This is a genomic window from Micromonospora sp. WMMD736, from assembly GCF_049179015.1.
Taxonomy (GTDB): Bacteria; Actinomycetota; Actinomycetes; order Mycobacteriales; family Micromonosporaceae; genus Micromonospora.
Genome location: NZ_JBMHMI010000001.1, coordinates 1,713,819 through 1,737,293 on the forward strand (window position 1 = coordinate 1,713,819; position 23,475 = coordinate 1,737,293).

General features: G+C 71.2%; 20 protein-coding genes. 4 read left to right on the forward strand and 16 right to left on the reverse strand.

Going from position 1 to position 23,475, the window contains the following annotated elements:
• Nucleotides 1–5: 5 nt before the first annotated feature.
• The 4 genes from ACN269_RS07495 to larE all read right to left on the reverse strand — a co-directional run bounded on the left by ACN269_RS07495 (nucleotide 6) and on the right by larE (nucleotide 6,116).
• A complete protein-coding gene (locus ACN269_RS07495) occupies nucleotides 6–1,583 on the reverse strand; it encodes a lactate racemase domain-containing protein (RefSeq protein WP_421471729.1) in 1,578 nt (525 codons plus the stop codon).
• Nucleotides 1,584–1,633: 50 nt separating this feature from the next.
• Nucleotides 1,634–2,881, reverse strand: a complete 1,248-nt coding sequence (locus ACN269_RS07500) for a zinc-dependent alcohol dehydrogenase (RefSeq protein WP_421471730.1) — start codon at nucleotides 2,879–2,881, stop codon at nucleotides 1,634–1,636.
• Nucleotides 2,878–5,202, reverse strand: a complete 2,325-nt coding sequence (locus ACN269_RS07505; protein WP_421471731.1) for an HAD-IB family hydrolase — start codon at nucleotides 5,200–5,202, stop codon at nucleotides 2,878–2,880. The genes ACN269_RS07500 and ACN269_RS07505 overlap by 4 nt, the downstream gene beginning before the upstream one ends.
• A 68-nt stretch (nucleotides 5,203–5,270) precedes the next feature.
• On the reverse strand, nucleotides 5,271–6,116 hold the full coding sequence (larE, locus tag ACN269_RS07510; RefSeq protein ID WP_421471732.1) for an ATP-dependent sacrificial sulfur transferase LarE: 846 nt from the start codon (nucleotides 6,114–6,116) through the stop codon (nucleotides 5,271–5,273).
• 67 nt (nucleotides 6,117–6,183) lie between these two features.
• On the opposite strand from larE, the gene larB reads away from it, so the two are divergent.
• The 3 genes from larB to ACN269_RS07525 are packed head-to-tail and all read left to right on the forward strand — an operon-like array spanning nucleotide 6,184 to nucleotide 9,420.
• Nucleotides 6,184–6,840 (forward strand): nickel pincer cofactor biosynthesis protein LarB, encoded by a 657-nt coding sequence (gene larB, locus ACN269_RS07515; RefSeq protein ID WP_421471733.1) that lies wholly within the window; start codon nucleotides 6,184–6,186, stop codon nucleotides 6,838–6,840.
• The gene (larC, locus tag ACN269_RS07520; protein WP_421471734.1) at nucleotides 6,833–8,125 is read left to right on the forward strand and encodes a nickel pincer cofactor biosynthesis protein LarC; all 1,293 of its coding nucleotides are present in this window, start codon (nucleotides 6,833–6,835) and stop codon (nucleotides 8,123–8,125) included. Before larB ends, larC begins: the two co-directional genes overlap by 8 nt.
• Nucleotides 8,122–9,420 carry a glycosyltransferase gene (locus ACN269_RS07525; RefSeq protein ID WP_421471735.1) on the forward strand — a complete coding sequence of 433 codons (1,299 nt, stop codon included), beginning with the start codon at nucleotides 8,122–8,124 and terminating at the stop codon, nucleotides 9,418–9,420. Before larC ends, ACN269_RS07525 begins: the two co-directional genes overlap by 4 nt.
• 19 nt (nucleotides 9,421–9,439) lie before the next feature.
• Here ACN269_RS07525 and ACN269_RS07530 read toward each other — a convergent pair whose 3' ends face one another.
• The 7 genes from ACN269_RS07530 to ACN269_RS07560 all read right to left on the reverse strand — a co-directional run bounded on the left by ACN269_RS07530 (nucleotide 9,440) and on the right by ACN269_RS07560 (nucleotide 16,825).
• Nucleotides 9,440–10,792, reverse strand: a complete 1,353-nt coding sequence (locus ACN269_RS07530) for a cation:proton antiporter (protein WP_421471736.1) — start codon at nucleotides 10,790–10,792, stop codon at nucleotides 9,440–9,442.
• Nucleotides 10,789–12,111, reverse strand: a complete 1,323-nt coding sequence (locus ACN269_RS07535) for a PLP-dependent aminotransferase family protein (RefSeq protein ID WP_421471737.1) — start codon at nucleotides 12,109–12,111, stop codon at nucleotides 10,789–10,791. The genes ACN269_RS07530 and ACN269_RS07535 overlap by 4 nt, the downstream gene beginning before the upstream one ends.
• Nucleotides 12,108–13,274 (reverse strand): alpha-hydroxy acid oxidase, encoded by a 1,167-nt coding sequence (locus tag ACN269_RS07540; RefSeq protein WP_421476218.1) that lies wholly within the window; start codon nucleotides 13,272–13,274, stop codon nucleotides 12,108–12,110. Before ACN269_RS07540 ends, ACN269_RS07535 begins: the two co-directional genes overlap by 4 nt.
• Nucleotides 13,275–13,279: 5 nt before the next feature.
• Nucleotides 13,280–14,359 carry a 4-hydroxyphenylpyruvate dioxygenase gene (gene hppD / locus ACN269_RS07545; RefSeq protein ID WP_421471738.1) on the reverse strand — a complete coding sequence of 360 codons (1,080 nt, stop codon included), beginning with the start codon at nucleotides 14,357–14,359 and terminating at the stop codon, nucleotides 13,280–13,282.
• A gap of 47 nt (nucleotides 14,360–14,406) precedes the next feature.
• Complete coding sequence (locus ACN269_RS07550; protein WP_421471739.1) at nucleotides 14,407–15,762, reverse strand: NAD(P)/FAD-dependent oxidoreductase; 1,356 nt, start codon at nucleotides 15,760–15,762, stop codon at nucleotides 14,407–14,409.
• Between the two features lie 21 nt (nucleotides 15,763–15,783).
• Nucleotides 15,784–16,062: a phosphopantetheine-binding protein gene (locus ACN269_RS07555; protein ID WP_355047938.1), complete on the reverse strand. Its 279-nt coding sequence runs from the start codon at nucleotides 16,060–16,062 to the stop codon at nucleotides 15,784–15,786.
• Between the two features lie 208 nt (nucleotides 16,063–16,270).
• Entirely contained in the window at nucleotides 16,271–16,825 is a 555-nt protein-coding gene (locus tag ACN269_RS07560; protein WP_421471740.1) for a TetR family transcriptional regulator, read from the reverse strand.
• Nucleotides 16,826–17,058: 233 nt separating this feature from the next.
• Between ACN269_RS07560 and ACN269_RS07565 the strand changes: the two genes are divergently transcribed.
• Nucleotides 17,059–17,580 carry a methyltransferase family protein gene (locus ACN269_RS07565; protein ID WP_421471741.1) on the forward strand — a complete coding sequence of 174 codons (522 nt, stop codon included), beginning with the start codon at nucleotides 17,059–17,061 and terminating at the stop codon, nucleotides 17,578–17,580.
• Nucleotides 17,581–17,704: 124 nt separating this feature from the next.
• Here ACN269_RS07565 and ACN269_RS07570 read toward each other — a convergent pair whose 3' ends face one another.
• The 5 genes from ACN269_RS07570 to ACN269_RS07590 all read right to left on the reverse strand — a co-directional run bounded on the left by ACN269_RS07570 (nucleotide 17,705) and on the right by ACN269_RS07590 (nucleotide 23,352).
• On the reverse strand, nucleotides 17,705–18,154 hold the full coding sequence (locus ACN269_RS07570) for a hypothetical protein (RefSeq protein ID WP_421471742.1): 450 nt from the start codon (nucleotides 18,152–18,154) through the stop codon (nucleotides 17,705–17,707).
• Between the two features lie 476 nt (nucleotides 18,155–18,630).
• Nucleotides 18,631–20,064 carry a DHA2 family efflux MFS transporter permease subunit gene (locus ACN269_RS07575; protein ID WP_421471743.1) on the reverse strand — a complete coding sequence of 478 codons (1,434 nt, stop codon included), beginning with the start codon at nucleotides 20,062–20,064 and terminating at the stop codon, nucleotides 18,631–18,633.
• A 9-nt stretch (nucleotides 20,065–20,073) separates the two neighbouring features.
• A complete protein-coding gene (locus ACN269_RS07580) occupies nucleotides 20,074–20,619 on the reverse strand; it encodes a flavin reductase family protein (protein WP_421471744.1) in 546 nt (181 codons plus the stop codon).
• 5 nt (nucleotides 20,620–20,624) lie between these two features.
• Nucleotides 20,625–22,184 carry an amino acid adenylation domain-containing protein gene (locus ACN269_RS07585; protein ID WP_421471745.1) on the reverse strand — a complete coding sequence of 520 codons (1,560 nt, stop codon included), beginning with the start codon at nucleotides 22,182–22,184 and terminating at the stop codon, nucleotides 20,625–20,627.
• 31 nt (nucleotides 22,185–22,215) lie between these two features.
• On the reverse strand, nucleotides 22,216–23,352 hold the full coding sequence (locus ACN269_RS07590) for an acyl-CoA dehydrogenase family protein (RefSeq protein ID WP_421471746.1): 1,137 nt from the start codon (nucleotides 23,350–23,352) through the stop codon (nucleotides 22,216–22,218).
• Between the last annotated feature and the right edge of the window lie 123 nt (nucleotides 23,353–23,475).

The window sequence follows — 23,475 nt, forward strand, 5'->3', positions numbered from 1 at the left end:
CCGGGTCATCGGACGTCCGCCAGCGTCACCGGCGGGGCGTGCAGGTAGGTGATGCTCGGGCTCGACCCGACGGTGTCACGCGCCATCTCCAGCGCGTCGGCGAGCGAGGAAGCGGCCCGGAAGCCCATGACCGCCGCCGTCTTCCGGTCGGCGCCGACGAAGATCACGTCGCCGAGGTGCTCCATCGCGTGCGCCCCCCAGTACCACATGTAGAACGGGTGCACGCCGTGGTACGCGTAGCTGGTCCGGTACAGGTGCCGGTACCAGGGGTCCTGCGCGTACTGCTGCTCGTACTTCGCCTCGATCGCCGCCGGGTCGGTGGTCTGCGGCAGGACCTCCTCGAAGAAGTCGATGTAGCTGGGGTGGTGCACCGGGTGGAACTCCTTGGGCATCGGGTGGTAGAAGATGCCGACCCCGCCGCGCCGCACGATGGGCTGGTTCTTGTAGAGGTTGAAGAAGTAGCCCAGGCCCAGCGACATCACCAGGATCGGGTTCATGATCGAGTTGACGTTGTACGGGCAGATGAAGGGCAGGCCCCAGACGCCGATGTCGCTCTGCCCCTGCACCTCGGTGAGCTGCTGCCGGTGCACGTTGGCGAGGGTGAGCGGGTGGACCGAGTCCGGTCGACCCGCGTTCACCCCGGTCACCCCGTACGGCGCGTCGTTGTTCTGCCAGACGCGCCGACGCAGCTTGGCCGGCGTCAGGTCGTTGGCCCGCTTGGCGGCCAGGTAGGAGAGCTGGTCGCCGATCCCCCACTCCCACTCGCGCTTGTTGAGGAAGCCGACCTGGTTGGGGAACGAGTCGAGGTTGAGGGTGGTCTCGACCGTGAAGACCTTGACCGCCTCGCCCAGCACCCCGGCCATCCGGTCGTACGAGTGGTGCATCGCCGAGTTCGGCGGGTCGTTGAAGGAGCGCGAGTGGCGCAGCGTGTGGACGTTGTGGTGGTGGCGCAGACTCCGGTAGGAGCCGAGCCCGACCGTGACCGACTTGCTGCCGCCGCTCATCGCGGTCAGGTTGATGTTGGCGTACACGATGAGATCGCTCTCGGCCGCCCGCCGGTTGATCTCCACGTCCTCGCCGTGCGGGGTGGTGCCGAGGTGGACCAGACCGTCCGGATCCTCGGCGTCGTGGTTCTTCAGGTGCTTGGGGAAGAACGCCCGGAAGACCCGCTCGCCGACGATCCGCTTCAACTCGGCCGGCGTCATCCGCCGGTGCAGCGAGTTCGCCGCGATCAGCTCGACGTCGTCCACACCGGCCTCGGCGGCGAGCTCCAACACGTTCTCGATCACCCGCTGCCGGATGTCCGGTGGACGCATCTGCGGCAACGGGAGCGACAGGTCGTCAAAGACGATCGTCAGCCGCATCCCGGGGCGTAGCAGCTCGGGCAGCGGCGGCGAGTCCACCGGGTGCAGCAGCGCACGCTGGATGGCGGCGTCCACGTTGGCGATGGGCGGAAGCGAGTCCGGCGGGTACACCACCCGCGTGCCGAGCGGGAACCGCTCGAGGAGGAAACCCTCCCCCTGGTGGACGAGCAGCGGCGGCGTACGCTCGTCGACCTCGAGCACGAAGCCAGGTCTGCTCATGAATTGTCCTTTCGTCGTTCCGGCTCGTGCGTGTGGGTCGGGCTGCTGGGTCAGTTACGGCTCGGGTCGAAGGCGACCTTGACGGCGCCCAACTGCCCGGCCTTGGCGGCGTGGCCGAGCGCCTCGCGCCACCGCGACAGCGGGTAGATCGCGTCGACGTAGCCGTCCAGGGGCGCCTCGGCGGCCAGCGCCATCGCCTCGGCGAACGTGCCGCCGACGGGCTCGTCGGCGGCCGGCGCATCGGCGGTCGGGCTCGCCGTCGCGCTGCCGCTGGAGGCGTACGACCCGACGAGGTTCAGCTCGCGGAACCAGACGGGCGTCAGGTCAACCCCGCCGGACGGCATCCCGGACAGCAGCACCGTGCCGCCGGCCCGGACCAGCCGCAGCGCCATGTCCAGGCCGGCACCGGCACCTGTGCACTCGAAGGCCACATCCGCCCCGCCGAGGAGGAAGTCGCCGCCGATCATGGGCTGCTCCAGCGTGCCGCCACAGGCCCGGCGGACCGCGCGAGCCGCGCGGGACGGCTGGAACACCTCGGTGGCCCCGAGCTCGCGGGCCCGGGCGTGCTGGTGCGCGTGCTTGGCCACCACGTAGATGGGGCCGGCCTTGGTCAGCGCGCGCAACGCCAGCAGGGTCAGCAGGCCGACCGTGCCCGCGCCGACGATCAGCACGGCCGCCCCGGCCGGCACCTGCGCCCGGTGGACCGAGTGCACCGCGCAGGCCAGCGGCTCGACGAGCACTGCCCGGCGGTCGTCCATCGTGTCCGGTACGGGGTGCAGCTGGGCCGCGTGCGCGACCATCTGCCGACCCCAACCGCCGCCGGTGTCCGTGCAGTAGCCGGTCTGTAGGCCGGCGGACACCCGACCGGCGGTGACCCGGTCGCACCGGCTGTGCTGCCCCGCGACACACCACCGGCAGGGCTCGCCGCCGCGTACGGCGCAGGACAGCACCGGGTCGACCACGACGCGGCTGCCCTTGGGCAGGTTGGGTAGGTCGTCCAGGGTCTCCGCGACCACCTCGTGCCCCGGCACGAACGGCATCGACACGACCGCGCCGAAGTACGGCGACGAGCGGCCCGTCAGCAGGCTGACGTCCGAGCCGCAGATGCCGGAGAGCAGCGGTCGCAGCCGGACCCAGTCGCCCGACGGCAGGCTGGGCTCGGCCCGGTGCACCAGGCGCAGCGGCGCGACGTTGCTGGCGAGCACCCCGGACATCCGTCCGCCGAGCTTGGTGGAGCTGGCGCCTCGGGCGGCGAGGAAGCGGGGAGTCGACTGGCGGTATTCCAGGGCCGGCATCATCGGGCCGCTCCCCGCGCGCCGGGGCCGGCGGCCGAGGTGGTCAGCTCGACCATGGTCTCGACCGCGCCGACCGTGTGCCCACCCCACTCCTCGATGCGCCAGTTCTGGCGCTTCGCGTGGCGGTACAGCTTGGGATCGGGGTTGACGGCCACCGGGTTGCCCACCCCCTCGAGAAGTGATCGGTCGGAGAAGCTGTCGCCGTACGCGTACGAGCTGCGCAGGTCCGCGCCGATGTCGTCGGCGTGGTGACGGAGCCAGGCCAGGCGGGCCTCGCCCACCAACGGCGGTGCGGCCAGAAAGCCGGTCAGGACGCCGTCGCGCACGTGCAACCGGCTCGCGACCACGTCGTCGAAGAGCGGTCGCAGCGATTCGATGAGGATGTCCGCGGTGCCGGTGATCAGGATGGTGCGGTGGCCGGCGGCGCGATGGGCGCGGATCTGCCGGATCGCCTCCGGCAGCGCCCGCCGCAGCAACGCGTCACCCATCCGCTCCCGAATCAGGTCGCGCAGCGCCTCCTCGGAGGCGCCGGCGTACCGCCGCATGAAGGTCCGGATGAACTCGCCCCGGCTGCGCTGCTCGGCGCGCAGGTAGCGCGGCGCGGCGCCGGCGAGCGCGGCGAACTCCTTGGCCCAGCCGCCCTTCGGCCGGTCGGACAGGCGGGCCCAGAGGAAGGTCTCGATGAGGTTGGACGCCACCACCGTGCCCTCCAGGTCGAAGACCGCCACCGTGTCGCGGCCCTCGGGCAACGGCCCGCGCCCGCTGGAGCGGGGACGCCGGGTCACCGACTGCCGCAGCAGCGCGGTGATGGCCGGGCAGTGCACCTCCTGGAGGTAGTGCGGCCAGTCCACCTCGGCGACGTCGAAGCTGCCCCGGGTGACCATCTCCTCGGGCACCCGGCGGTGCAGCGCCAGCACGTTGCTGTCGGTGTAGATGGCCTCGACCTCGGTGTAGACCCCGTAGAGGTCGGACAGTCGGCGCAGCGACTCGATCCGCTTGGTCTCCTTGTGCACCTTCGTCATCCAGTCGCGGGTGCGCGGCGAGGCCGGCAGCCGCAGCAGCGCCCGTTCGGCGAGGGACACGGCGCGCTCGCCGGTGCGCAGCCGGCGCTCGATCTGGCTCGCGCCCGGAAAGCGCCAGGTCGGCACCGCGATGTGACCCCGACCCGCCTCGGGCAGCGGATGACGGCGGAAGTAGTTACGGATGTTCTCGTCGAGCTGGCGCTGGGTGAGCGGGTTCCGCGCGCCGGTGCCGACGTGGTAGTAGACCGGCGCGGCGGGCTCCGGCTCGACGGCCGCGACCGCCAGCAGGGCGTTGGTGACCAGGTCGATGGGGACGATGTCCACCACCGCGTCGGGCAGGCCCGGAAAGTCCGGAAGCGTGCCGCGCCCGTACGACAAAATGATCGGGTCGACCATCTTGAAGGAGTCGAACCAGCCGGGGAACGGATGACGCAGCGCGCTCTGCACGATGGCCGGGCGCACCACGGAGAGGCGTAGCCCCTCGTCGCGGGCGTACTGCTCGGCGACCCGCTCCCCCAGGGCCTTGGTGAACGTGTAGACGTCCGGCCAGCCGACGCTGTGCGCGCGCAGCCGGCCGTAGTCGACCAGGCGCTCGGTCACCTTGCGCCGCCGGGCCTCCTCGGCGGCCCGCGCCGTCGCCTGCGGGCCGGCCTTGCCGTGCTCGGCGCGGGCCTCGGCCAGCAGGGCGCGCAGCGCCTCGGGACGGCGGGAGGCGCGCTCCACCTCGGCGCGGGCGGCCCGCGCGGCGGTCAGCTCGGCCTGCCAGTCGACGTCGTGGTCCAGCGGAGCCTCCGGAACCACGCCCTTGCGGGCGCCGGCCACGTACGCCGTAGAGACGTGCACCACGTGCGGACGTCGCGGCAGCGCGACGACCGCGTCGTAGAGGTTGACCAGACCGCCGACGTTGACCTCGAACGCCTCGTCGATCGGCGGGTCGAAAGACACGGTGGACGCGCAGTGCAGGACGGCGGTCAGGTCGTCCGGCAGCGCCGGCACCGAGCCGGTGAGATCGCCCTCGAGGACGCTGACCCGCTCGGCCAGCAGCTGCGTCAGTGCCGGCCCGCCGATCCGCCTGCGCAGCGTGCGGAACACCGGCTTGCGCCCCAGTCCGGCGACGCGATCGGCGCCCGACGTCGCACCGCGCCCGCGCACCAGCACCGTGACCCGGGTGTTGGGGTGTTCGGCGAGCAGCCGTTCCAGCGCTGCCTGCCCGAGGAACCCGGTCACCCCGGTGAGCAGGACGTGGGCACCATCGAGAGACCAGTTCGGCGTGGCGGGTCGGTCACCCGGGTTGTAATTCACCAGATGAGGATAGCGTCTAACGGGCCGCGCGTCAGCCCACCGATTCGAGGAAAAGACGACGCCGTCGGTCAGCGCCAGCGGTCCGGATCGTCGAGCAGTTCGTTCATCGATCCGGACCGGAAGGCCTCCACGGTGAGCGGCAGGTCGGGGAATCCGGCCGCGCGGATGGCGGCGGCGAGCCGCTGGTCGGCGCGCGCCCGCTCCACGATGGGCGCGTCGACCTCGAGGCGTACGCCGTCGCCCAGGTCACGGACCCGCAGGTCGACCACCCCGTGCGGATCCAGCAGGCGACGGGCGGCCAGCTCGGCCATCTCCACCCGGGCCAGTCGGGCCGGCGAGATGGGCACGCCGAACGCGATCCGACTGGCCAGACACGCGGCGGCCGGCTTGGCGGCCGTGTCGAGTCCCCAGATCGCGGCGATGGCGCGTACCGCCGGCTTGTCCAGCCCGAGGTCCGCGAGCGGCGTGCGGGCCGCGCGCTCGGCCGCGGCGGCGATCCCCGGCCGGAAGCCGGCGGCCAGGTCCGAGGCGTTGGTGCCGGTCACCACGGTCGTGAAGCCGAGCCGGTCGGCCAGCTCGCGCACGGTGTCGATGAGCGTGCTCTTGCAGAAGTAGCACCGGCGCGGGCCGTTCTCGCGGTAGCCCTCGACCTCCAACTCGCGGGTGCCGAGCACGTGGTGCGCCACGCCGAGCCGGGCGCAGAACTCGCGGGCGGCGGCGACCTCGGCGGCGGGAACGGCGGCCGAAACCGCCGTCACCGCAGCGACATCGGCCGGATCAAGAGCCCGCACCGCCGCCGCGACGGCGACGCTGGAGTCCACGCCACCGGAGAATGCGACGAGCGTCTTGCCGTATCGTGTGAATTCCGCGACGAGCTGATCCGCGGCCCCCCAGGCCCATCCATCAGGTCTCACAGTTCGACAGTACTGGAAGGAGCGTGAGGTGTCCGCACCGGAATTCATCGACCTAGGATTCGCACGGATGGACGTGGACCGTCTGTCGCGCACCGGCGACCCCGAAGTGGTGTACGGCGCGGGCAAAACCCCTGAACAGGTGACCGGGGCGATGCACGCGTTACGCGTCGCCCACCCGGACACCCCGATCCTCGCCACCCGACTCACCGACGCCGCCATGGCCCGGTGCGCCGACGAGTTCGGCGCCGACGCGGTGGATCCGGTGTCCCGGACGGCGGTGGTGGGCCCCGGGCGCACGCCCGTGGGCACGGTCGCCATCGCCTGCGGCGGCACCAGCGACCTGCCCGTCGCCCGCGAGTGCGCGGCCACCGTGGCCGTCTTCGGCGCCCGGGCGGACCTCGTGGTGGACGTCGGCGTTGCCGGCCTGCACCGGTTGCTGGCCGAGCGGGACCGCATCGCCCACGCCGACGTGGTGGTGGCCATCGCCGGGATGGAGGCCGCACTGCCGTCGGTCCTCGGTGGACTCGTCGGCAGCCCACTGATCGCGGTGCCCACGAGCGTCGGGTACGGCTGGCACCTGGACGGCCTGACGGCATGGCTCGGCATGCTCAACTCGTGCGCCCCGGGCGTGCTGACCGTCAACGTGGACAACGGCTTCGGCGCGGGCGTCGCCGCCGCCCGGATCGCCCGCCGCACGCCGAGCCGCGCAGACGCGAATGGCTGAGCCGCAGGCGACGACCGACGCGACCAGGCCGCCGGCATCGACCACCGCGCTGTGGGTCGACCCCAGCAACGGCGCGGCCGGCGACATGCTGCTGGCGGCGTTGCTCGACGCGGGCGCGAGCCTGTCCGTCGTCGAGCAGGGCGTGGCGCGACTCGCGGTGGAGCCGGTGACGCTCAAGCTGGAGAGCGTACGCCGACACGGCCTGCGCGCCGCCCACCTGCTCGTCGAGGCGCCCGACAGCGGCACCCACCGCGACCTGGCCGCGGTGACCGCGATCATCGCCCGGGCAGCGCTCCCGCCGGCGGTGCACGACTTCGCGGTCGCCGCCTTCACCACCCTCGCGCGAGCCGAGGCGCGGGTGCACGGTGTACCCCTGTCGGACATCCACTTCCACGAGGTCGGCGCCCTCGACGCGGTGGTCGACCTGGTCGGGTGTGCGCTCGCGCTCGCCGACCTGGGGCTGCTCGACGCCCCGATCCGGGTGGTCGGCCCGGTCGCGGTCGGCTCCGGGGTGGTCCGCACCGAGCACGGCCCGATGCCGGTACCCGTGCCGGCCGTCCTGGAGATCCTCTCCGCCTCGGGTGCCCCGATCGCCGCCCATCCGGCCGCGATGGAGCTGTGCACGCCGTCGGGCGCCGCCCTGCTCGCCACGCTCGCCACCGGTTGGGGGCCACCACCCGCGTTGGTGCCGCACGCGGTCGGGGTCGGCGCCGGCACCAGGGACCCGGCCGGCCACCCGAACATCCTGCGAGTGCTGGTGGGCGCCGGGGCGACCCCGGACGCCGACGCCACGCCCTGGCAGGGCGAGTCACTGCACCGCGTCGACACCACCATCGACGACCTGGACCCGAGGGTCTGGCCGGACCTGCTGGAGCAGTTGCGGGCCGTGGGCGCGGCGGACGCCTGGTGTACGCCGGTGCTGATGCGCAAGGGCCGACCGGGGCAACTGCTCAGCGTGCTGGCCGCACCGGCGCAGCTCGACCTGGTCTGCCGGCTGGTCTTCACCTACACGGGCACGCTCGGCGTACGGGTGTCCACCGTGCAGCGTCGCCGGCTGCGCCGCGACCAGATCGCCCTGCCGTACGGCGACACCGCCGTACGGGTCAAGCGCGGCTACCTGGGCGACCGCCTGGTCAGCGTGCAACCGGAGTACGACGACGCGCTGGCGGTCGCCCAGCGTGCCGACGTGCCGGTCGCCCGGGTGCTGGACGAGGTACGCGCGGTCGCCCTCGGCGTCGGCCCGTCGCCGGAGGCCGGCCCGCTCGCGGAGGGGACGACCGCATGATCTGCCTCATGCCGCACTGCGGCTTCCTCTCCGCCACCTCCCGGATGTTGGAGATCTACCGCGCGCTGCGCCAGCGCGGGGTGACCGCCCGCATCGCCACGCACGGCGGCACGTACGAGCACGTGCTCCGCGACGTCGGCGTCCCCTACGACATCGTCGGTGAGCGGATGACGCCGCAGCGGTGCGAACGGTTCATCCGTGACGAGATCGGCATGGGCTACGTCGGTCAGAGCATGTACACCGACCGGGAGATGCGCGACTACGTCACCGCCGAGACCGAGTACTTCCGCCGGCACGGCATCCGTACGGTGGTCACCGGCTTCACGCTGACCACCCTGCTGTCGACCCGGCTGGCCGGTGCCCGGCTGGTCACCGAGCACGCCGGCAGTTGGGTGCCGCCGCTGTTCGAACGCGGGATGTTGCCGGCGCCGAGCCAGGCGCACTTCGGCCTGCTGCCGTCGCCGCTGCTGCGGTGGCTGTCCAACTACCTGCCGTCGCGGGTCGGCTTCTACTGCGGCGGGTTCAACCGGCTCGCCGCCGACCTGGGCGTACCGCGCGTACCCAGCCTCGCGGCGCTCGTCCTCGGCGATCTGGCGCTCATTCCGGAGGTGCCGGAGGTACTGGGCGTGTCCGCCACCGAGGTGGCCGACTGGCGGCCGGACGGTCGGTCCGGCTACCGGGCGGGCACCCGGCTGCGTTGCGTCGGGCCGCTCTACGCCCGGCTCGACCTGCCGTTGCCGGAGCGGGTCGCCCGTTTCCTCGCCGAGCCGGGGCCGGTCGTCTACGTGGCGGTCAACTCGGCCGAGGTCGGCTTCGTGCGACGCGTGGTGACGACCATCGCCACCCTCCCGGTGCGCGTGCTGGTCGCCGGTACCCATCACGACCTGCACGACATGGCCGGCGACCGGGTCATGGTCGGCGGGGTGCTGCCCAGCCACCTGATCATGCCGGAGGTGGATCTGGCGATCACCGCTGGCGGGCAGGGCAGTGTGCAGACGGCGATGGCCGGTGGCACTCCGGTGCTCGGCTTTCCGCTGCAACCGGAGCAGGACCTGAACCTCGCGCTGCTGGAACGGATCGGCGCGGCACGCCTGCTGGCACCGAGACACGTGGGCGCCAGGCTGGCCACGCTCGCCGCCCAGATGCTGGCCGACCGGTCCTACCGCGAGGCCGCCGAGCGTGTCCAGCGCTGGTACGCGGCCACCGACGGGCCCGCGAACGCGGCCGAGGCCATCCTCGCCCTGCGCGATGCCGGCGAGGCCGACAGCATCGGTCCCGCCGGCGTTCTCGGTTGACGCGGCCGGTGGACAGGCCCTAGGCGGCCGGCGGGGCACCCGTTCCCGCTGGCCGGGCGACCGGTCCGGTCGCCCACTGCTGCTCGTGGTCGGCCTTGCGCAGGAGTTCGTCGGCGCTGTGCGCGACCCGGGACATCGCCAGGCGCAGCAGCGGAGGCGCCATCATCGACGTGACGATGGCGACGAGGGCGATGATCGTGAAGGTGGCGATGTCCAGGACGCCGAGCCGCAGCCCCACCATCGCGACGACGATCTCGACGACGCCCCGGGCGTTCATGCCGGCGCCGACGGCCAGCGACTCCCAGTGACCGAGCCGGCTGGATCGCGCGCCGAGGTACGCCCCCGTGAACTTGCCCAGGATCGCCGCCGCCAGCACCACGACGGCGGCGATCGCCACGTCGCGGTCGAGCAGCACGCCGAGATCCATCCGCAGGCCGGCGGACGCCAGGAAGATCGGTGCCAGCACGGTGAGCACGATGGTCCGCAGGGGGGCCAGCACCGCCCGCCGCTCCCGGATGGCCTGCCCGACGAGGATGCCGGCGACGAACGCGCCGAACACCGCCTCCATGTGCAGCGACTGGGTGATCGACGCACCGGCGAGGACGATGATCACGGCTGTGACGATCGTCGGTCCGGTCTCCGTGGAGCGGCCGGCGAGCCGCAACGCGCCACGCACCAACGGCCGGCCGACGACCATCGCGGCGACCACGAAGGCCACCAGCAGCAGCAGCGACAGCGCGACCTGGTTGGCGCGCACGCCGACGGTCGCCATGGCCGACACGACCGACAGCAGGAACCAGCCCACGGCGTCGTCGACCATGCCGGACGTCATGATCAGCTGCCCGACGTCGCGGTGGATGAGCTTCATGTCGGCAAGGGTCTTGGCGATCACGGGGATCGCCGTGACGCACATGGCGACGGCGAGGAACAGCGCGAACACCGGACGTTCGGTGGTGTCCGGTACCAGGACGGCCGGGGCCAGGTAACCGATCAGGATGCCGAGCCCGATCGGGATGAGCAGGCCGCCGAGACTGACCCGGACGGCGGTCGTGCCACGGCGGCGGACGATCCGGGTGTCCAGCTCGATCCCGGCCACCCCCACCAACAGCAGGACGCCGATCTGGGCGACGGCGTCCAGGAGGTGCATCTGCGCCGGGTCGGCGGGGAACAGCCAGTCGTGTACCGCCGGAGCGGCGTGACCGAGCAGCGACGGCCCGAGCACCACGCCGGCCATCAGCTCGCCGACGATCGGGGGCAGGCCGAACCGCGCCACCAACCGGCCCAGGCCGAGGCCGAGCAGGAGCAGGGACGCGATCTGGACGAGCAGGATCACGACCTGTCCGCCGGCCAGCGGCATGATCGGTGAGTTCATACCGGCCTCATCTCCGTGATCAGGGCCGCCAGCCGATCAAGACCCTGCTCGATCTGCGGTGGCTGGAGCAGGCTGACCGACAGGCGGAGTTGGTGACGCCCGCCTCCGTCGGCGTAGAAGTGGTGCATCGGCGTCCACAACACACCGAAGTCGCGGGCGGAGCGCTCCAGCACCGCGTCGTCCACCACGAACGGCACCGTCACCACCAGGAAGAAACCGCCACCGGGGGTGTTCCAGGACACGCCGGCACCGGGCCCGAAGCGCGCCGCCAGGCCGTCCAGCACGTGCCGCAGATTGCGCCGGTACGCGCCGGCCTCGCGCTCGTTGGCGCGGACGAGACTGCAGTCGTGCTCCAGCAGCTTGCCGGCGATGACCGCCTGCGCCAGCGGTGAGGTGTTGACGGTCACCATGCTCTTGATCTTGGAAAGCTCGTCGGCCAGCAGGCCCACTCCCCCGGGGCCGGCCACCGGCTGGTCGGCGACCACGTAACCCACCCGGGCGCCGGGCATCCCGGTCTTGGCGAACGAGCCGAGATAGACGACCCGACGCTCCTCGTCCATGGCCTTGAGCGTGGCCGGACGGTCGCCACCGGAGTGGAACAGCCCGTACGGGTTGTCCTCGATGATCAGCAGGTCGTGTTCGGCGGCCGCGCGCAGCACCGCCACCCGGGTCTCGGTGTCCAGGCTCGCCCCGGCCGGGTTGGCGAAGTCGGGCACGAGGTACAGCGCGCGAGGGCGCTGCCCGGCCGTCCGGGCGTCGCGCACCACCCGGGCGAGGTCGGCCAGGTCGATGCCGCGCGAGCCGTCCCGCACCGGCAGCGTGGTCATGTCGACGAGCGACGCGGCCCCGCGAATGCCCACGTAGTTGGGCGAGACGGCGAGCAGCACGTCACGGGGGTCGGTCCGCAACGCCCGTAGCACGAGGAACATGCCCTCCTGGGCGCCCACCGTCACCACGACGGACTCCGGGTCGACGTCCATCCCCTCGTCGACGGACAGGTTCCTGGCCACCAGGTCGTGCACGATGCCCTTGGTCCGCCCGTACTGCAACAGCGTGCGGTTGACCTGACGTTCGCTCAACCCGTGCTCGTCACGCAGGTGGTCGCAGTAGCGACGCAGGTAGCGGTGCACCGCCTCGACCTCGAAGAACTCCTCGTAGGGCCGGCCGGCCGCGAACGACACCGCGTCCGGGAAACGACCGGCGATCTCGTTGAGGAAGGTCATCGAGTCGAGCACCGGGTCGGCCAGCGAACCGTGCAGGTCGGCCAACGCGATCGGCGCGCGGACACCCATCGTGGTCGTCCCCGACACGCCGGTCATTGCGACCATCCGGCGGGGACGTCACCGGACGCCCGGCCCCGCGCCGCCGCCGACCCCGGCCCACCGCCGGCCACGGTGGTGCCGTGGCCCAGCGCCCGCAGGTCGGCGCAGCCCATCATCGCCATCGCATCCTCCAACTCGGCCCGCAACAACGAGAGCACCCGGCGGGCCCCGGCCCGGCCACCCACCGCCAACCCCCAGAGAGCGGGCCGACCCACCAGCACCGCGGAGGCGCCAAGGGCCAGCGCCCGCGCCACGTCCACTCCGCTACGGACGCCGCTGTCCAGGAGCACCGCGCACCGATCGACCACGGCCGCGACCACCGGCTCCAACGCCGCGATGCTGGGCACCGCGCCATCGAGCTGGCGGCCACCGTGGTTGGACACCACGACCGCGTCCACTCCGAGGTCCGCCGCGCGCACCGCGTCGTCCGGGTGCAGGACGCCCTTCACCACGATCGGCAGACGCGTCCGTCGCCGCAGCCAGTCCAGGTCACGCCAGGACAGCCTCGGGTCGAACGCGAGACCGGTGTGCACCATCAACGCCGAACTGTGCAGACCACCGGAGTGCGCGGGCGCGCCGACCTCCGGCGGCAGGTTGGCGGCCACCACGTCGTCGGGCAGCGTGAACCCGGACCGCATGTCCCGCAGGCGACGCCCCATTCGGGGCACGTCGACCGTCAGCATGAGAGCCCGGCAACCAGCGCTCTCGGCGCGGGTCACCAGATCGGCGACCAGTCCGCGGTCGCGCAGCCAGTAGAGCTGCATCCAGACCGCCGCTCCGGTGGCGGCGATCCGCTCGATCGGCTCGCTGCTGAGCATGCTCGCGACGAAGACCGCGCCCTCGTCCCGAGCCGCCTCGGCGAGCGCCACCTCACCGTCCGGGTGCAGGAGCCGCTGGTAGGCCATCGGCGCCACCCCGACGGGCAGACCCATCGGCGTACCCAGCAGGTCCGTGCCCAGGTCGCAGGTCTCCGCACCCACCAGCACCCGCGGGACCAGGTGCACCCGGTCGAAGGCGTCCCGGTTGTCCCGCACCGTCGATTCGGTGCCGCTGCCCCCGGCCACGTAGTCCCAGACGGGCTCGGCCAGCACCCGCCGCGCCGCCAACGCCACGTCGTCGAGGCAGAGCAGGGCGGCGAGGTCGGTGCCCCGATCCGCGATGGTGGTCACAGGACGTCGTGGGTCTTGGTCCGCTCCGCCTCGACCGCCTCGTACAGCGCCCGGATGTTCCCGCTGCCGAACGTGCGCGCACCCAGCCGCTCGATGACCTCGAAGAAGAACGTCCGGCGCGGATGGGTGGACCGGGCGAAGATCTGGAACAGCTGACCATCGTGGTCCTCGTCGACGAGGATGTTGCGGGAGCGCAGCTCGTCCACGTCGTACCGGGCGAGGTCGAGTCGCTGGCCGAGCAGGTCGTAGTAGGTCTCCGGCGTGCGCAGGAACTCCACGCCCCGGTCGGTCAACGCCGAGATCGCCGACACGATGTCCGGCGAGCAGAGCGCCACGTGCTGCACACCGGGGCCACCGTGCCCCTTGAGGAAGTCGTCGATCTGCCCGGCGGCGGCCGAGGCGTCCGGCTCGATGAGCGTGAGCGTGACCAACCGCGACGGGCTCTGCACCACCTTGGAGAACATCGCCTGGTTGCCGACCAGGATGTGCTCCTCGAAGGTCATGTCGAAGTCCAACACCGTGCGGTAGAACTCCACGGTCTCCTCGAGCGTGCCCGCCTCGAGACAGACGGCGAGGTGGTCGATCACGCCCAACTCCGGCCCCGGACTCGCCGCAAGCAGGTGCCCGTCCGGAAGACCGGGGGTCAGACCGGGCAGCACCGGCCCGGCCGAACCCTCGGGCGACTGGACGAACGTGTGCGTCACGTCGCCGAAGCCGCCGACCGTGGCCGTGACGAACCCGTCGCGGGCGGCAGGCTCGGCCACCGCCCGCGCGCCGCGGGACACCGCGACCTCGAACGCCGCTCTGGCATCCGGGGTACGCATCGCCAGGTCGGCGACGCCGTCACCGTGCTGCTGCACGTACAGGCTGGCCGGGTGCGCGTCGGTGAGTCCCTCGGTGACCACGAGAACCGTCGAGCCCTGCCGCAGTGCCACCGACACGTGATCCTCGTCGCGGCGCGAACCGACGACGGCGAAGCCGTACTGTGCGGCGAGCTCGCGTGCGGCCCAGACCGCGTCGGTCACGTGGAATTCGACGTGGTGCACAGCCAGGTCGCTGAACACACTGCTGCCCACGCTCACTGATGTCCCCCCTACCGGGGCCGCACGGGCCCCCCTTGTGGTCAGAAGATGGGAGCCGCCGTCGGAGCCGACAGCTCACCGAGATACGGATGCCAGAGATGTTCGGGGTCCTGCTCAACGGCCCGGATGACGTTCCGCATCTCGACGAGCGCCTTGGGCTCGGCTTCGTCGTACATGTTGCCCTGCAACATCTTCAGCACGTCGAGGCGATACCGCGGGTCCTGGACGAACGCGGTGAACAGGATGTTGAGCCGGTAGTAGACCGAGATGAACTCGTACCAGTTGCGGACGCCGCGCCGCAGCAGCATCTCGTACGTGGCGAACCGCTCGCGCTTGAAGTCGCCCGCCTCGGCGGCGGCGATGATGTCGTTGCAGGCCAGTCGGGCGCTGTTGAGGGCGATGCTGACGCCGGTGGAGAAGATGGGATCCACGAAGCGGGCGGCGTCGCCGATCATCACGAAGTTGTCGCCGCAGATCTGCTTCATGGCGTAGCTGTAGTCGCCCTCGGCCTTGAACGGCCGCACCTGCGTCGAGCTGCGCAGGGCCGCCTCCAGCTCGGGCCGGCTGCCCACGCACTCCCAGAAGAAGGCCTCCAGGTCTTCCTTGGCGGCCTCGGCGAACCGGCTCTTCTGGGTGACGACGCCGATCGACGTGATCGTCTCGGTGATGGGGATCTGCCACACCCAGGTGTCGGTCAGCGGCAGGAAGTGGATGAAGATGAAGTCGGACTTCGACTGCTCCGCCGACAGCGCCTGCCGGTCGAAGCCGTCGAACCAGGTGTGGATCGCGTACTGGTTGAAGACCGAGTCGGCCACCTTCACCTTGAGCTGACTGCCCAACGTCGTGTTCCGGCCACTGGCGTCGATCACCATCCGCACCGGCACCTCGCGTTGCCCGTCCGTGGATCGGGTGTGCAGCACCGGGTGTTCGCCCTCGAAGTCGACGCGGTTGACCCGCACGCCGTGCTGGACCTCCGCGCCGAGACTCGCCGCGTTCTCCAGCAGGATCTGGTCGAACTTGCCCCGGTCGACGTGGAAGGTGTAATCGCGGTCGACGCCGGCCTGATCCCGCTCGTTGAACATGACCTCGGCGAGCCGGAAGTCGTGGGTCAGGTTGGAGAAGCCCATGTGGCTCACCGGCCGCGACTCGGCCGACGTCCACGCCGCGCCGAACTTGCGCGGGAAGCCGGCCGCCTCGACCGCTGCCATCGCCCCGGTCTCCAACAGCACCGGCGTGGTGGCCGGGACCAACGACTCGCCCACGTGCTCGCGGGGGAAGTGCGCGCTCTCGAAGACCACGACGGACAGCCCCGCCTTGGCCAGGTAGGCGGCGGCCGTCGACCCGGCGGGCCCGCCTCCGATGATGCCGATGTCCCACTCTGCTGGCTTGGTGTTCATGGCGCCTCCTCGGCGGGCCTGTCAGGCGCGGGGCAACGACAGGATCAGGTCGGTGATGGTGTCGAGACTGCGGAAGTGCCGTCCCGTGATGTGCGAGGGCGGCACGTCGACGTCGAGCTCCGCACGGACGAACGCGATGAGCCGAGCCGTGTTCAGTGAGTTCAGAACGCCCCACTCCAGCAGTGGCGAGTCGGGGCGCAGGTCGACTCCGGTGACCGCCTCGTCCTGATCGCCGATCAGCTCGTGGCGCACGTACACCATCAGTTGGCCGAGTATCTCGTCGCGTTGGTCTGTCGGCACAAACCCCTCCCAGGTCGCCGGACGATGTCTCCCCCGTGGGGCGTCACCCGGGAAGCCGGGAAACCCGCCGGCCATTTCCCCTTTTGATGACATCCCTACTCGGTGAATTCTAGAAGCCCACGCGGGTTCGTCAAGGGGATGTCGTGCAGGGATCGACGTCAGCCGCTGGCATGACGACGGTGGAGCCCGCCCACCGAGGGCGGACTGATCAGGCCAGGACGCCCGTGAGGTAGGTCTGGATGGCCTTGCCCGTGCCCGCGGCCAGAGCGGTGGCGTCGAGCTCGGCGATCGCCGGCACGCGGAAGACGTACCGGGTGGTGGCGAGACCGATCAGGTGCGAGCCGACCATGGCGGCGCGCAGCTCCGGCTGGGAGTGGCCCAACGCCCGGGCCAGCGGGAGGATCACCTGGTCGCCGAGGAAGCTACGGACGGCGTCCGCCGCCATGTCGTTGGCCGTCATCGACCGGAGGATGCCGCCGAGCCGGGCCGCCGTGTCGGGCTCGTCCCAGTGACTGAAGAACAGCTCGACGGCGCGCCGGCCGACCTGCCCACGCGGGCCCTTCATCGCCCGCTCCACCAGGTCCGGCGGTTGCAGGGCACCACGCACCGCCGCCTCGAACAGGCCTTCCTTGGTGAGGAAGAAGTGGTGCACCAGCGCGCTGTCGACCCCCGCCTCCTGGGCGATGGTGCGCACCGTGGTGCCCTCGTAGCCCCGCTCGGCGAACTGGCGACGAGCGATCTCGAGGATGAGCTGATGACTCACCGTCGGCCCGACGCGTCGCCCTGTCCGTCGTCGTGGAGCACCGTTCGGGGACACCTCCGCGCCCACAAGTTCACCTTTCCCCGTTCATCGCACGCCCTATTCATCGTATGGGGGCAAACGCCATAGTATCGCCTTCCTACGTGCGGAAATACGGAGGTTCTGCGAACAGGCAACGACAACAGTACGTAACGATGCCTTGACATGGTGCCCCGGACGCGCCGTAGCATGGCGCAGTGCTACGAACACGGGCCGTCGTCGGAAGTCTCGTCTTCTTTTGCGCCGCGCCGGGTGTGGTCGCCGGCCTCGTTCCGTGGTGGATTTCCGACTGGGAGGTCCAAACGCCGTTCGCCTTCTACCAGCCGGTCCGAGTCCTCGGCGCGCTGATGCTGGTCGTCGCGGTGGGGTTTCTCCTGCAGTCGTTCGTACGGTTCGTCGTGGAGGGTCTGGGCACCCCGGCCCCGGTGGCGCCGACGGAGCACCTGGTGATCGGCGGGCCCTACCGGTACGTCCGCAACCCGATGTACGTCGCGGTGGTGACGGCCATCCTCGGCCAGGCACTGATCTTCGGCCAGGCCGCACTCCTGTGGTACGGGTTGGCCATCGCCCTCGTCCAGGCCGCGTTCGTGCGGTTCTACGAGGAGCCCGGCCTGCGCCGACGGTACGGCGCCGCGTACGACACCTACCGCGCTGCGGTCCCGGCGTGGATTCCCCGCCTCCGCCCCTGGCAGCAGGGGGCCAGTTCACCGCAAGCGTGACCCGATGATCGCCTCATCCGCCGTGCGGCCGGTCGACCGAGCCGCTGATTCGCGAAGGGACTGCCATGTCGCCTACCCCGAGGGCTGGTTGCCCTCCGCCCCACGACGGAGGGCAACCAGCCGTCTAGGCGACCCGCTCCCTGGTGGGCAGTTCCGCCTGCGTCACCGATGCCTGGCACTTGGCCGTCAACACCGGCAGCCGCCCGGAGACCTCGGCGACCAGTTCCCCCCGCAAGAGGTCGTCGCCGGCGGGCTCCCCCCAGATGATGAGCCGGCAGTTCACCTGCTCCGCACGCACCGACGCGGAGGCCGTCCAGATAATCGGCATACGGTGTCGTGCCGCTCCCAGCAATTCCACGGTGACGAACTCGGGAGCCGTCTTGTCGGTGCCGTCGCACTGTTGGAAACCGACGTGCGCGGTAATCTCACCACTGCCTAGGTAACTTAATTGAAACATTACGCGGTACTCGTGCCCACCTGCATCCACCGGCAATAATCCCGCTGTCAATAACAGCCCTTCCGGCTCGTAGAAGAGTACCTGGACATCCGTAACCGCCAGTGCTGATGACTTCATATCCCTGGTGGCCCCATCCCCCATTAGCGTACCGCCAGTTCATCGATGGATGTTATCCTGTCGACGGCCGCGCTGTCCCCCCCTAAATGGGTAGGCCGTCGCGCGGCACCGGTCGGGTTGCGGACCGTTACGGCCCGAATAGGTCTCATCGGGCATGACGTGCAGGGCGGAGATGTCGCCCACGAATGCGAGCACGGCAATCGGCCGTCACCGGCCACCTCGGTTGACATGCGTCAACGCCCATGCCGCTCTCGACGAACCGACTTCGGGCCTGGTGAGGTCACGGTCCGGGCGCGCGGAGCCGATGCCCCGAGCCGCTGTGGCGCAACCAGCTCCCACCGTCGAACCTGCCGCCATTGCGACACCAGCCACCTGCGGTCCACCCGCCGGACCGTCGCACGATCCGCCGCGCCAAGCCCCCCTGGCGCGATCGAGGCCCCGACCGCACGGTCGGGGCCTCGTTTCCCGTGGACCGCTCAGGTCGGGGCGCCCGCCGCGAGCACCTCCTCCTCTTCCTCGACCGCGTGGCCGTGTCCCTGTGTGCGCAGGTGCGGAATGAACAGCGCGATGACCGCGCCCGCGGCGAGCGCACACGCGGCCACCAGGTGGGCCTCCTCCAGACCGTTGACGAACGTGGCCACGGACTCGTAGCCGCCGTTCGCGCCGAGGATCGCCCCGCCCACGGACACACCCATCACGGTGCCGGTCTGCCGGATCGCGTTCGACACACCGGAGGCCACACCCTCCAACTCGGCGGGCGCGAACCCGAAGGCCAACCGGCCGATCGGTGCGAGGAAGATGCCCAGGCCGAGCCCGGTGATCACGAACGGCACCACCAGCTTCGAGTAGTCCAGGTCGCCGACGACCGAGCCGATCCAGCCCACGCCGATGGCCTGCATCGTCAGGCCCAGGATCACCAGCGGCTTACCACCGATCTTGTCGGTCAGGATGCCGGAGATCGGTGCCGCGATCATCGGCATGGCCGTCCAGGGCAGCGTGCGGAGCCCCGCCTCCAACGGCGAATAACCGAGGACGCTCTGCAGGTACTGGGTGCCGAGGAAGACGGCACCGAAGACGCCGAACGGCATGATGATCGTCGCCACCATGGTGAGGCTGAAGCCCCGGCTGCGGAACAGCGACAGCGGCACCATCGGCGTACGCGCCCGCGACTGCCAGAAGATGAACACGAGCACGAGGAGACCACCGACGATGAACCCCGCCAGGATGGAGGGGCTGTCCCAGCCGGCGCTGTTGCCCCGCACGAGGCTGGACACGATGCCGAGCATGCCGGCGGTGACCAGGACGACGCCGATCGGGTCCAGGCGACCGTAGCCGCCGTGGCTCTCGCGGACGCGCGTCATCACCGGCAGCAGCAGCAGACCGATGGGCACGTTGACCCAGAAGATCCACTGCCAGGACCAGGCTTCGGTCACCGCACCGCCGATGACCGGCCCGAGGGCGATACCGAGGCCCACCATCGCGCCCCACAGCCCGAACGCGTGACCGCGCTGACGCGCCGGCACCACGCTGGCCAACAGCGTGAGGGTCAGCGGCAGGACGACCGCGGCACCCAGGCCCTGCACCGCGCGTGCGGCGATCAGGAATTCGATGTTGTCGGCGAGACCCGCCAGCCCGGACGCAATGGTGAAGACCAGCAGCGCGATGGTGAAGACCTTGCGCCGGCCGAAGCGGTCACCGAGCGCCGCGCCGGTCAACAGAAAGACGGCGAAGGTGAGCGTGTACGCATTGACGATCCATTCAAGATCTTCAAGGCTCGCGTTGAGCTCGGTACGGATCACCGGCAGCGTCGTCGTGACGACGAGGGTGTCGATCGCGACCATGAACACGGCGACCAGGGCCGCAACCCATGTCCACGCCGCGCTGTGGGTCGCTGGTTGGTTCTTGTCCACTCTGTTTCCCTACTCGAGATGGATTGACTGGGAAGGATCGCTGGGACGCTGTCCGTTGCGCTCCTCTCGTGGGTAAGGGGGGCGGGAGACCCGGACATACGTCCCGCGCCAATAGCCCAGCGGCAATCGGTCCGACGCTGTCGCGCCGCCGACGAGACGGCCGAGCACGATGACGTGATCACCGGCGGTGATCACGTCATGGAGCGCGCACTCGGTGAAGGCGACGGTGGGTTCCAGTCGCGGCATACCGGCCACGTCGCCGGGACGCCACGCCACATTGGCGAACTTGTCGCTGTTGTAGCTGGCGAACAGTTCGGAGACCTCGTGGCCGTCCGCGTCGAGGAAGTTGACGGCGAATCCGCCGGTCTCCCGAATGGCGTCCAGGGTGGAACTCACCTGCCGCACGCAGAACAGCAGCAGCGGCGGGTCCTTGGAGACGCTGCACACCGACGACGAGGTCAGGCCGTGCGGCCGACCGGACGCGTCGAGCGCGGTCACCACGCTGACGCCGCTGGCCAGCGAGCCCATGATCGCCAGGAACGCACTCGGTTCCACGTTGACTAGTTCGGTGCCAGTAATGGTCCACCTCCTTCGATCGCCGCCAGCAGCGCGGCTCGATCGGTCTTTCCGTTCGGGGTGAGCGGCAGGCTCGTAGCCGCCTGGACGGAGTCGACGATCATGTAGGTCGGCAGCTGCCCGGCGCACCAGCGCTTGATCTCCAGCAGGCCGGGCCGGCGGTCGCCCGCCGGCACCACGACCGCGTGCAGCCGTGCGGCGAGCCCGACGCCGGCGACGACCACCGCGGCCGCCGCGACGTCCGGATGCGCGGCGAGGACGGCCTCGATCTCGCCGGGCTCCACCCGGTTGCCGCGCACCTTGGCCATGTCGTCGCGGCGACCCAGGTACTCCAGGGCGCCGTCGGACGCGAGCCGCCCGAGGTCACCCGTCCGGTACGGGCCACGCTGCGGCTCCCGCCCCCAGTAGCCGAGCATCACCGTGGGCCCGTCCGCCAGGATCTCGCCCTCCTGACACTCGCCGGCAGCAGCGGCGTCGGCGTCGGCGTCGCTCGGCGGGACCAGGGTCAACACCGCGCCGCTGGCCGGGTGGCCGATCGGCAGCGGGCGGTCGCGCCCCGCGTCGGCGTCGGTCACCTCGTACGACGCGCACACGTTGGTCTCGGTGGGCCCGTACCAGTTGAGCAGCCGCACGCCCGGCCAGGCGGCACGGAGTTCGTGCACGTACCGGATCGGCATCACCTCACCGGCGAAGACGCAGGCCCGCAGGGCCGGCGGCGGCGGGCCGTCCAGCAACCCGCCGTCCCGGATCATCAGGGTCAGCGCGGACGGCACCGAGTACCAGATGGTGATGCCCTCGTCGCGGACGAACCGCGCCAGCTGCACCGGCGCGTACGCCAGCTCGGCCGGGACCAGGTGCACCGACGCGCCCGCGCGGAACGCCGCGTAGAGGTCGAAGACCGACAGGTCGAAGTTGAACGGGGCATGGTTGGCCAGCCGGTCCCGTGGCGACACGGCGAGCAGGTCACCGGCCCACTCGACGAACGCCGCCGCGTTGCGGTGGCTCAGGCAGACGCCCTTCGGGGCGCCGGTCGACCCGGAGGTGTAGAGGATGTACGCGGGGTCGTCCGGGGCTGGTCGGTGCACCGGAGGCAGGTCGGCCTCGGCCCCCAACCGCTCCAACTCGTCCAGCGACACCAGCGGTGGCCCGTCCGGAACACCACCCTCGCGGGCGACCCGGTCCGCGGCCGGCCCGTCCGCCACGACGACGGTCGCCCCGCAGTCGGCCGCGATGCGCCACACCCGGGCGGGCGGGTTCGCCGCGGACACCGGAACGTACGGCGCCCCCAACGACAACGCCGCCTGCATGACGGCCACCGCGTCGGCCCGCTTGTCGGACCAGAGCACTACCCGGTCACCCGGGGACACCCCCGCGCGCGCCAGCCCCGCCGCCAGGCGCCGCGCGGCCGTCGCCAGCTCCGCGTACGTGAGCTGACCGTCGTCCGCGATCACCGCCGGCGCGTCCGGGGTACGCCGGGCCCACTCGGTCACGTACCCGTGGATTCCCGCGCCACCCGTCGTGTCGGGCTGGTCCACGTCCCGCACGGTCGACACCTCCCTGGTCACGGCGCGGCCCTCACAGGCCCAGTTCGCGGGCGATGAGCAGCCGTTGCACGTCCGACGTGCCGGAGAAGATCGTGCTGGGGACGGCGTCGCGCAGCATGGTCTCGATTCCGGTGTCGCGCAGGTATCCGAGTCCACCGAACAGGCGCACCGCGTCCAGCGCCCCGGCGACCGCCGCCTCGGAGACGGCCAGCTTCGACAACGCCACGTTGAGTTCCGAGCCGCCGCCGTTGTCCATCTCCCAGCAGCAGCGGTAGAGCAGCAGCCGCGCCGACTCCGTCCGCAGCTTCATCTCGACGATCCGGTTCGCGACCGCCTGGAAGTCGCTAATGCGCCGGCCGAACTGGCGGCGCGTCCTCGCGTGCTCGACGCAGCGTTCCACCAGGCGGTCGAGCAGGCCGACATATCCGGCGAACAGGCAGGCCCGCTCCCAGCGCATCGAGTGCTGGAAGATCGCGGCCCCCTGGCCCGGCTCGCCGAGCACCCCGTGCGCCGGCACGAGGCAGTCCTGGAAGGACACCCGGCCGGCCGGCGCCGACACGAGACCCATCTTGTCGTACGGCTCGCTGACCGTCAGACCGGGAGTCTCCCGGTCCAGCACGAACGCGGTGACACCGAGATGGGCGGCCGCCGGATCGGTGGTCGCGTAGGTCACCAGCACGTCGGCGACCGGTCCGTTGGTCACGAACGTCTTCTCGCCGTTGAGCAGGTAGCCGTCCGCCGTCTCCGTCGCGGTGACGGCGAGCCGCGACACGTCGGAGCCGGCGCCCGCCTCGGTCATCGCGTTGCCGGCCACCACCTCGCCCGAGCAGATCCCCGGTAGGAGGCCTTTCTTCACCTCCGGTGTGCCGAACCCGGAGATCGGCACCGCGCACGCGAACTGGTGCGCGCTGGCCGCGAACACCAGCCCGGTGTCGGCGCACCCCCGGCCGAACGCCTCGACACGCAGCGCGGTGTCCAGGGCGCCCAGCCCTGCGCCGCCGTACTCCGTGGGAAGACACAGGCCGAGCAGTCCCAGCCGACCGAGACGCCGCCAGGCCTCGCGGTCGTGCAGCCGACTGGCGTCGGCGGTGGGCGGGAACGACCGCTCGGCGCTCGCGCGCACGTCGTCGTAGGCGTCCCGCTGTTCAGGCGTCCAGGCGAAGTCCACGGTGCCCCCTCGGTCGCCCGGTGAACCGGCGCGACGGAATGACCGGCTTGCAGGAGCAACCCGGACCGGACTGACATATCCTCAAAGGTCTAGACTCAGGCATTTGATCGGGCCGTGCGCTCG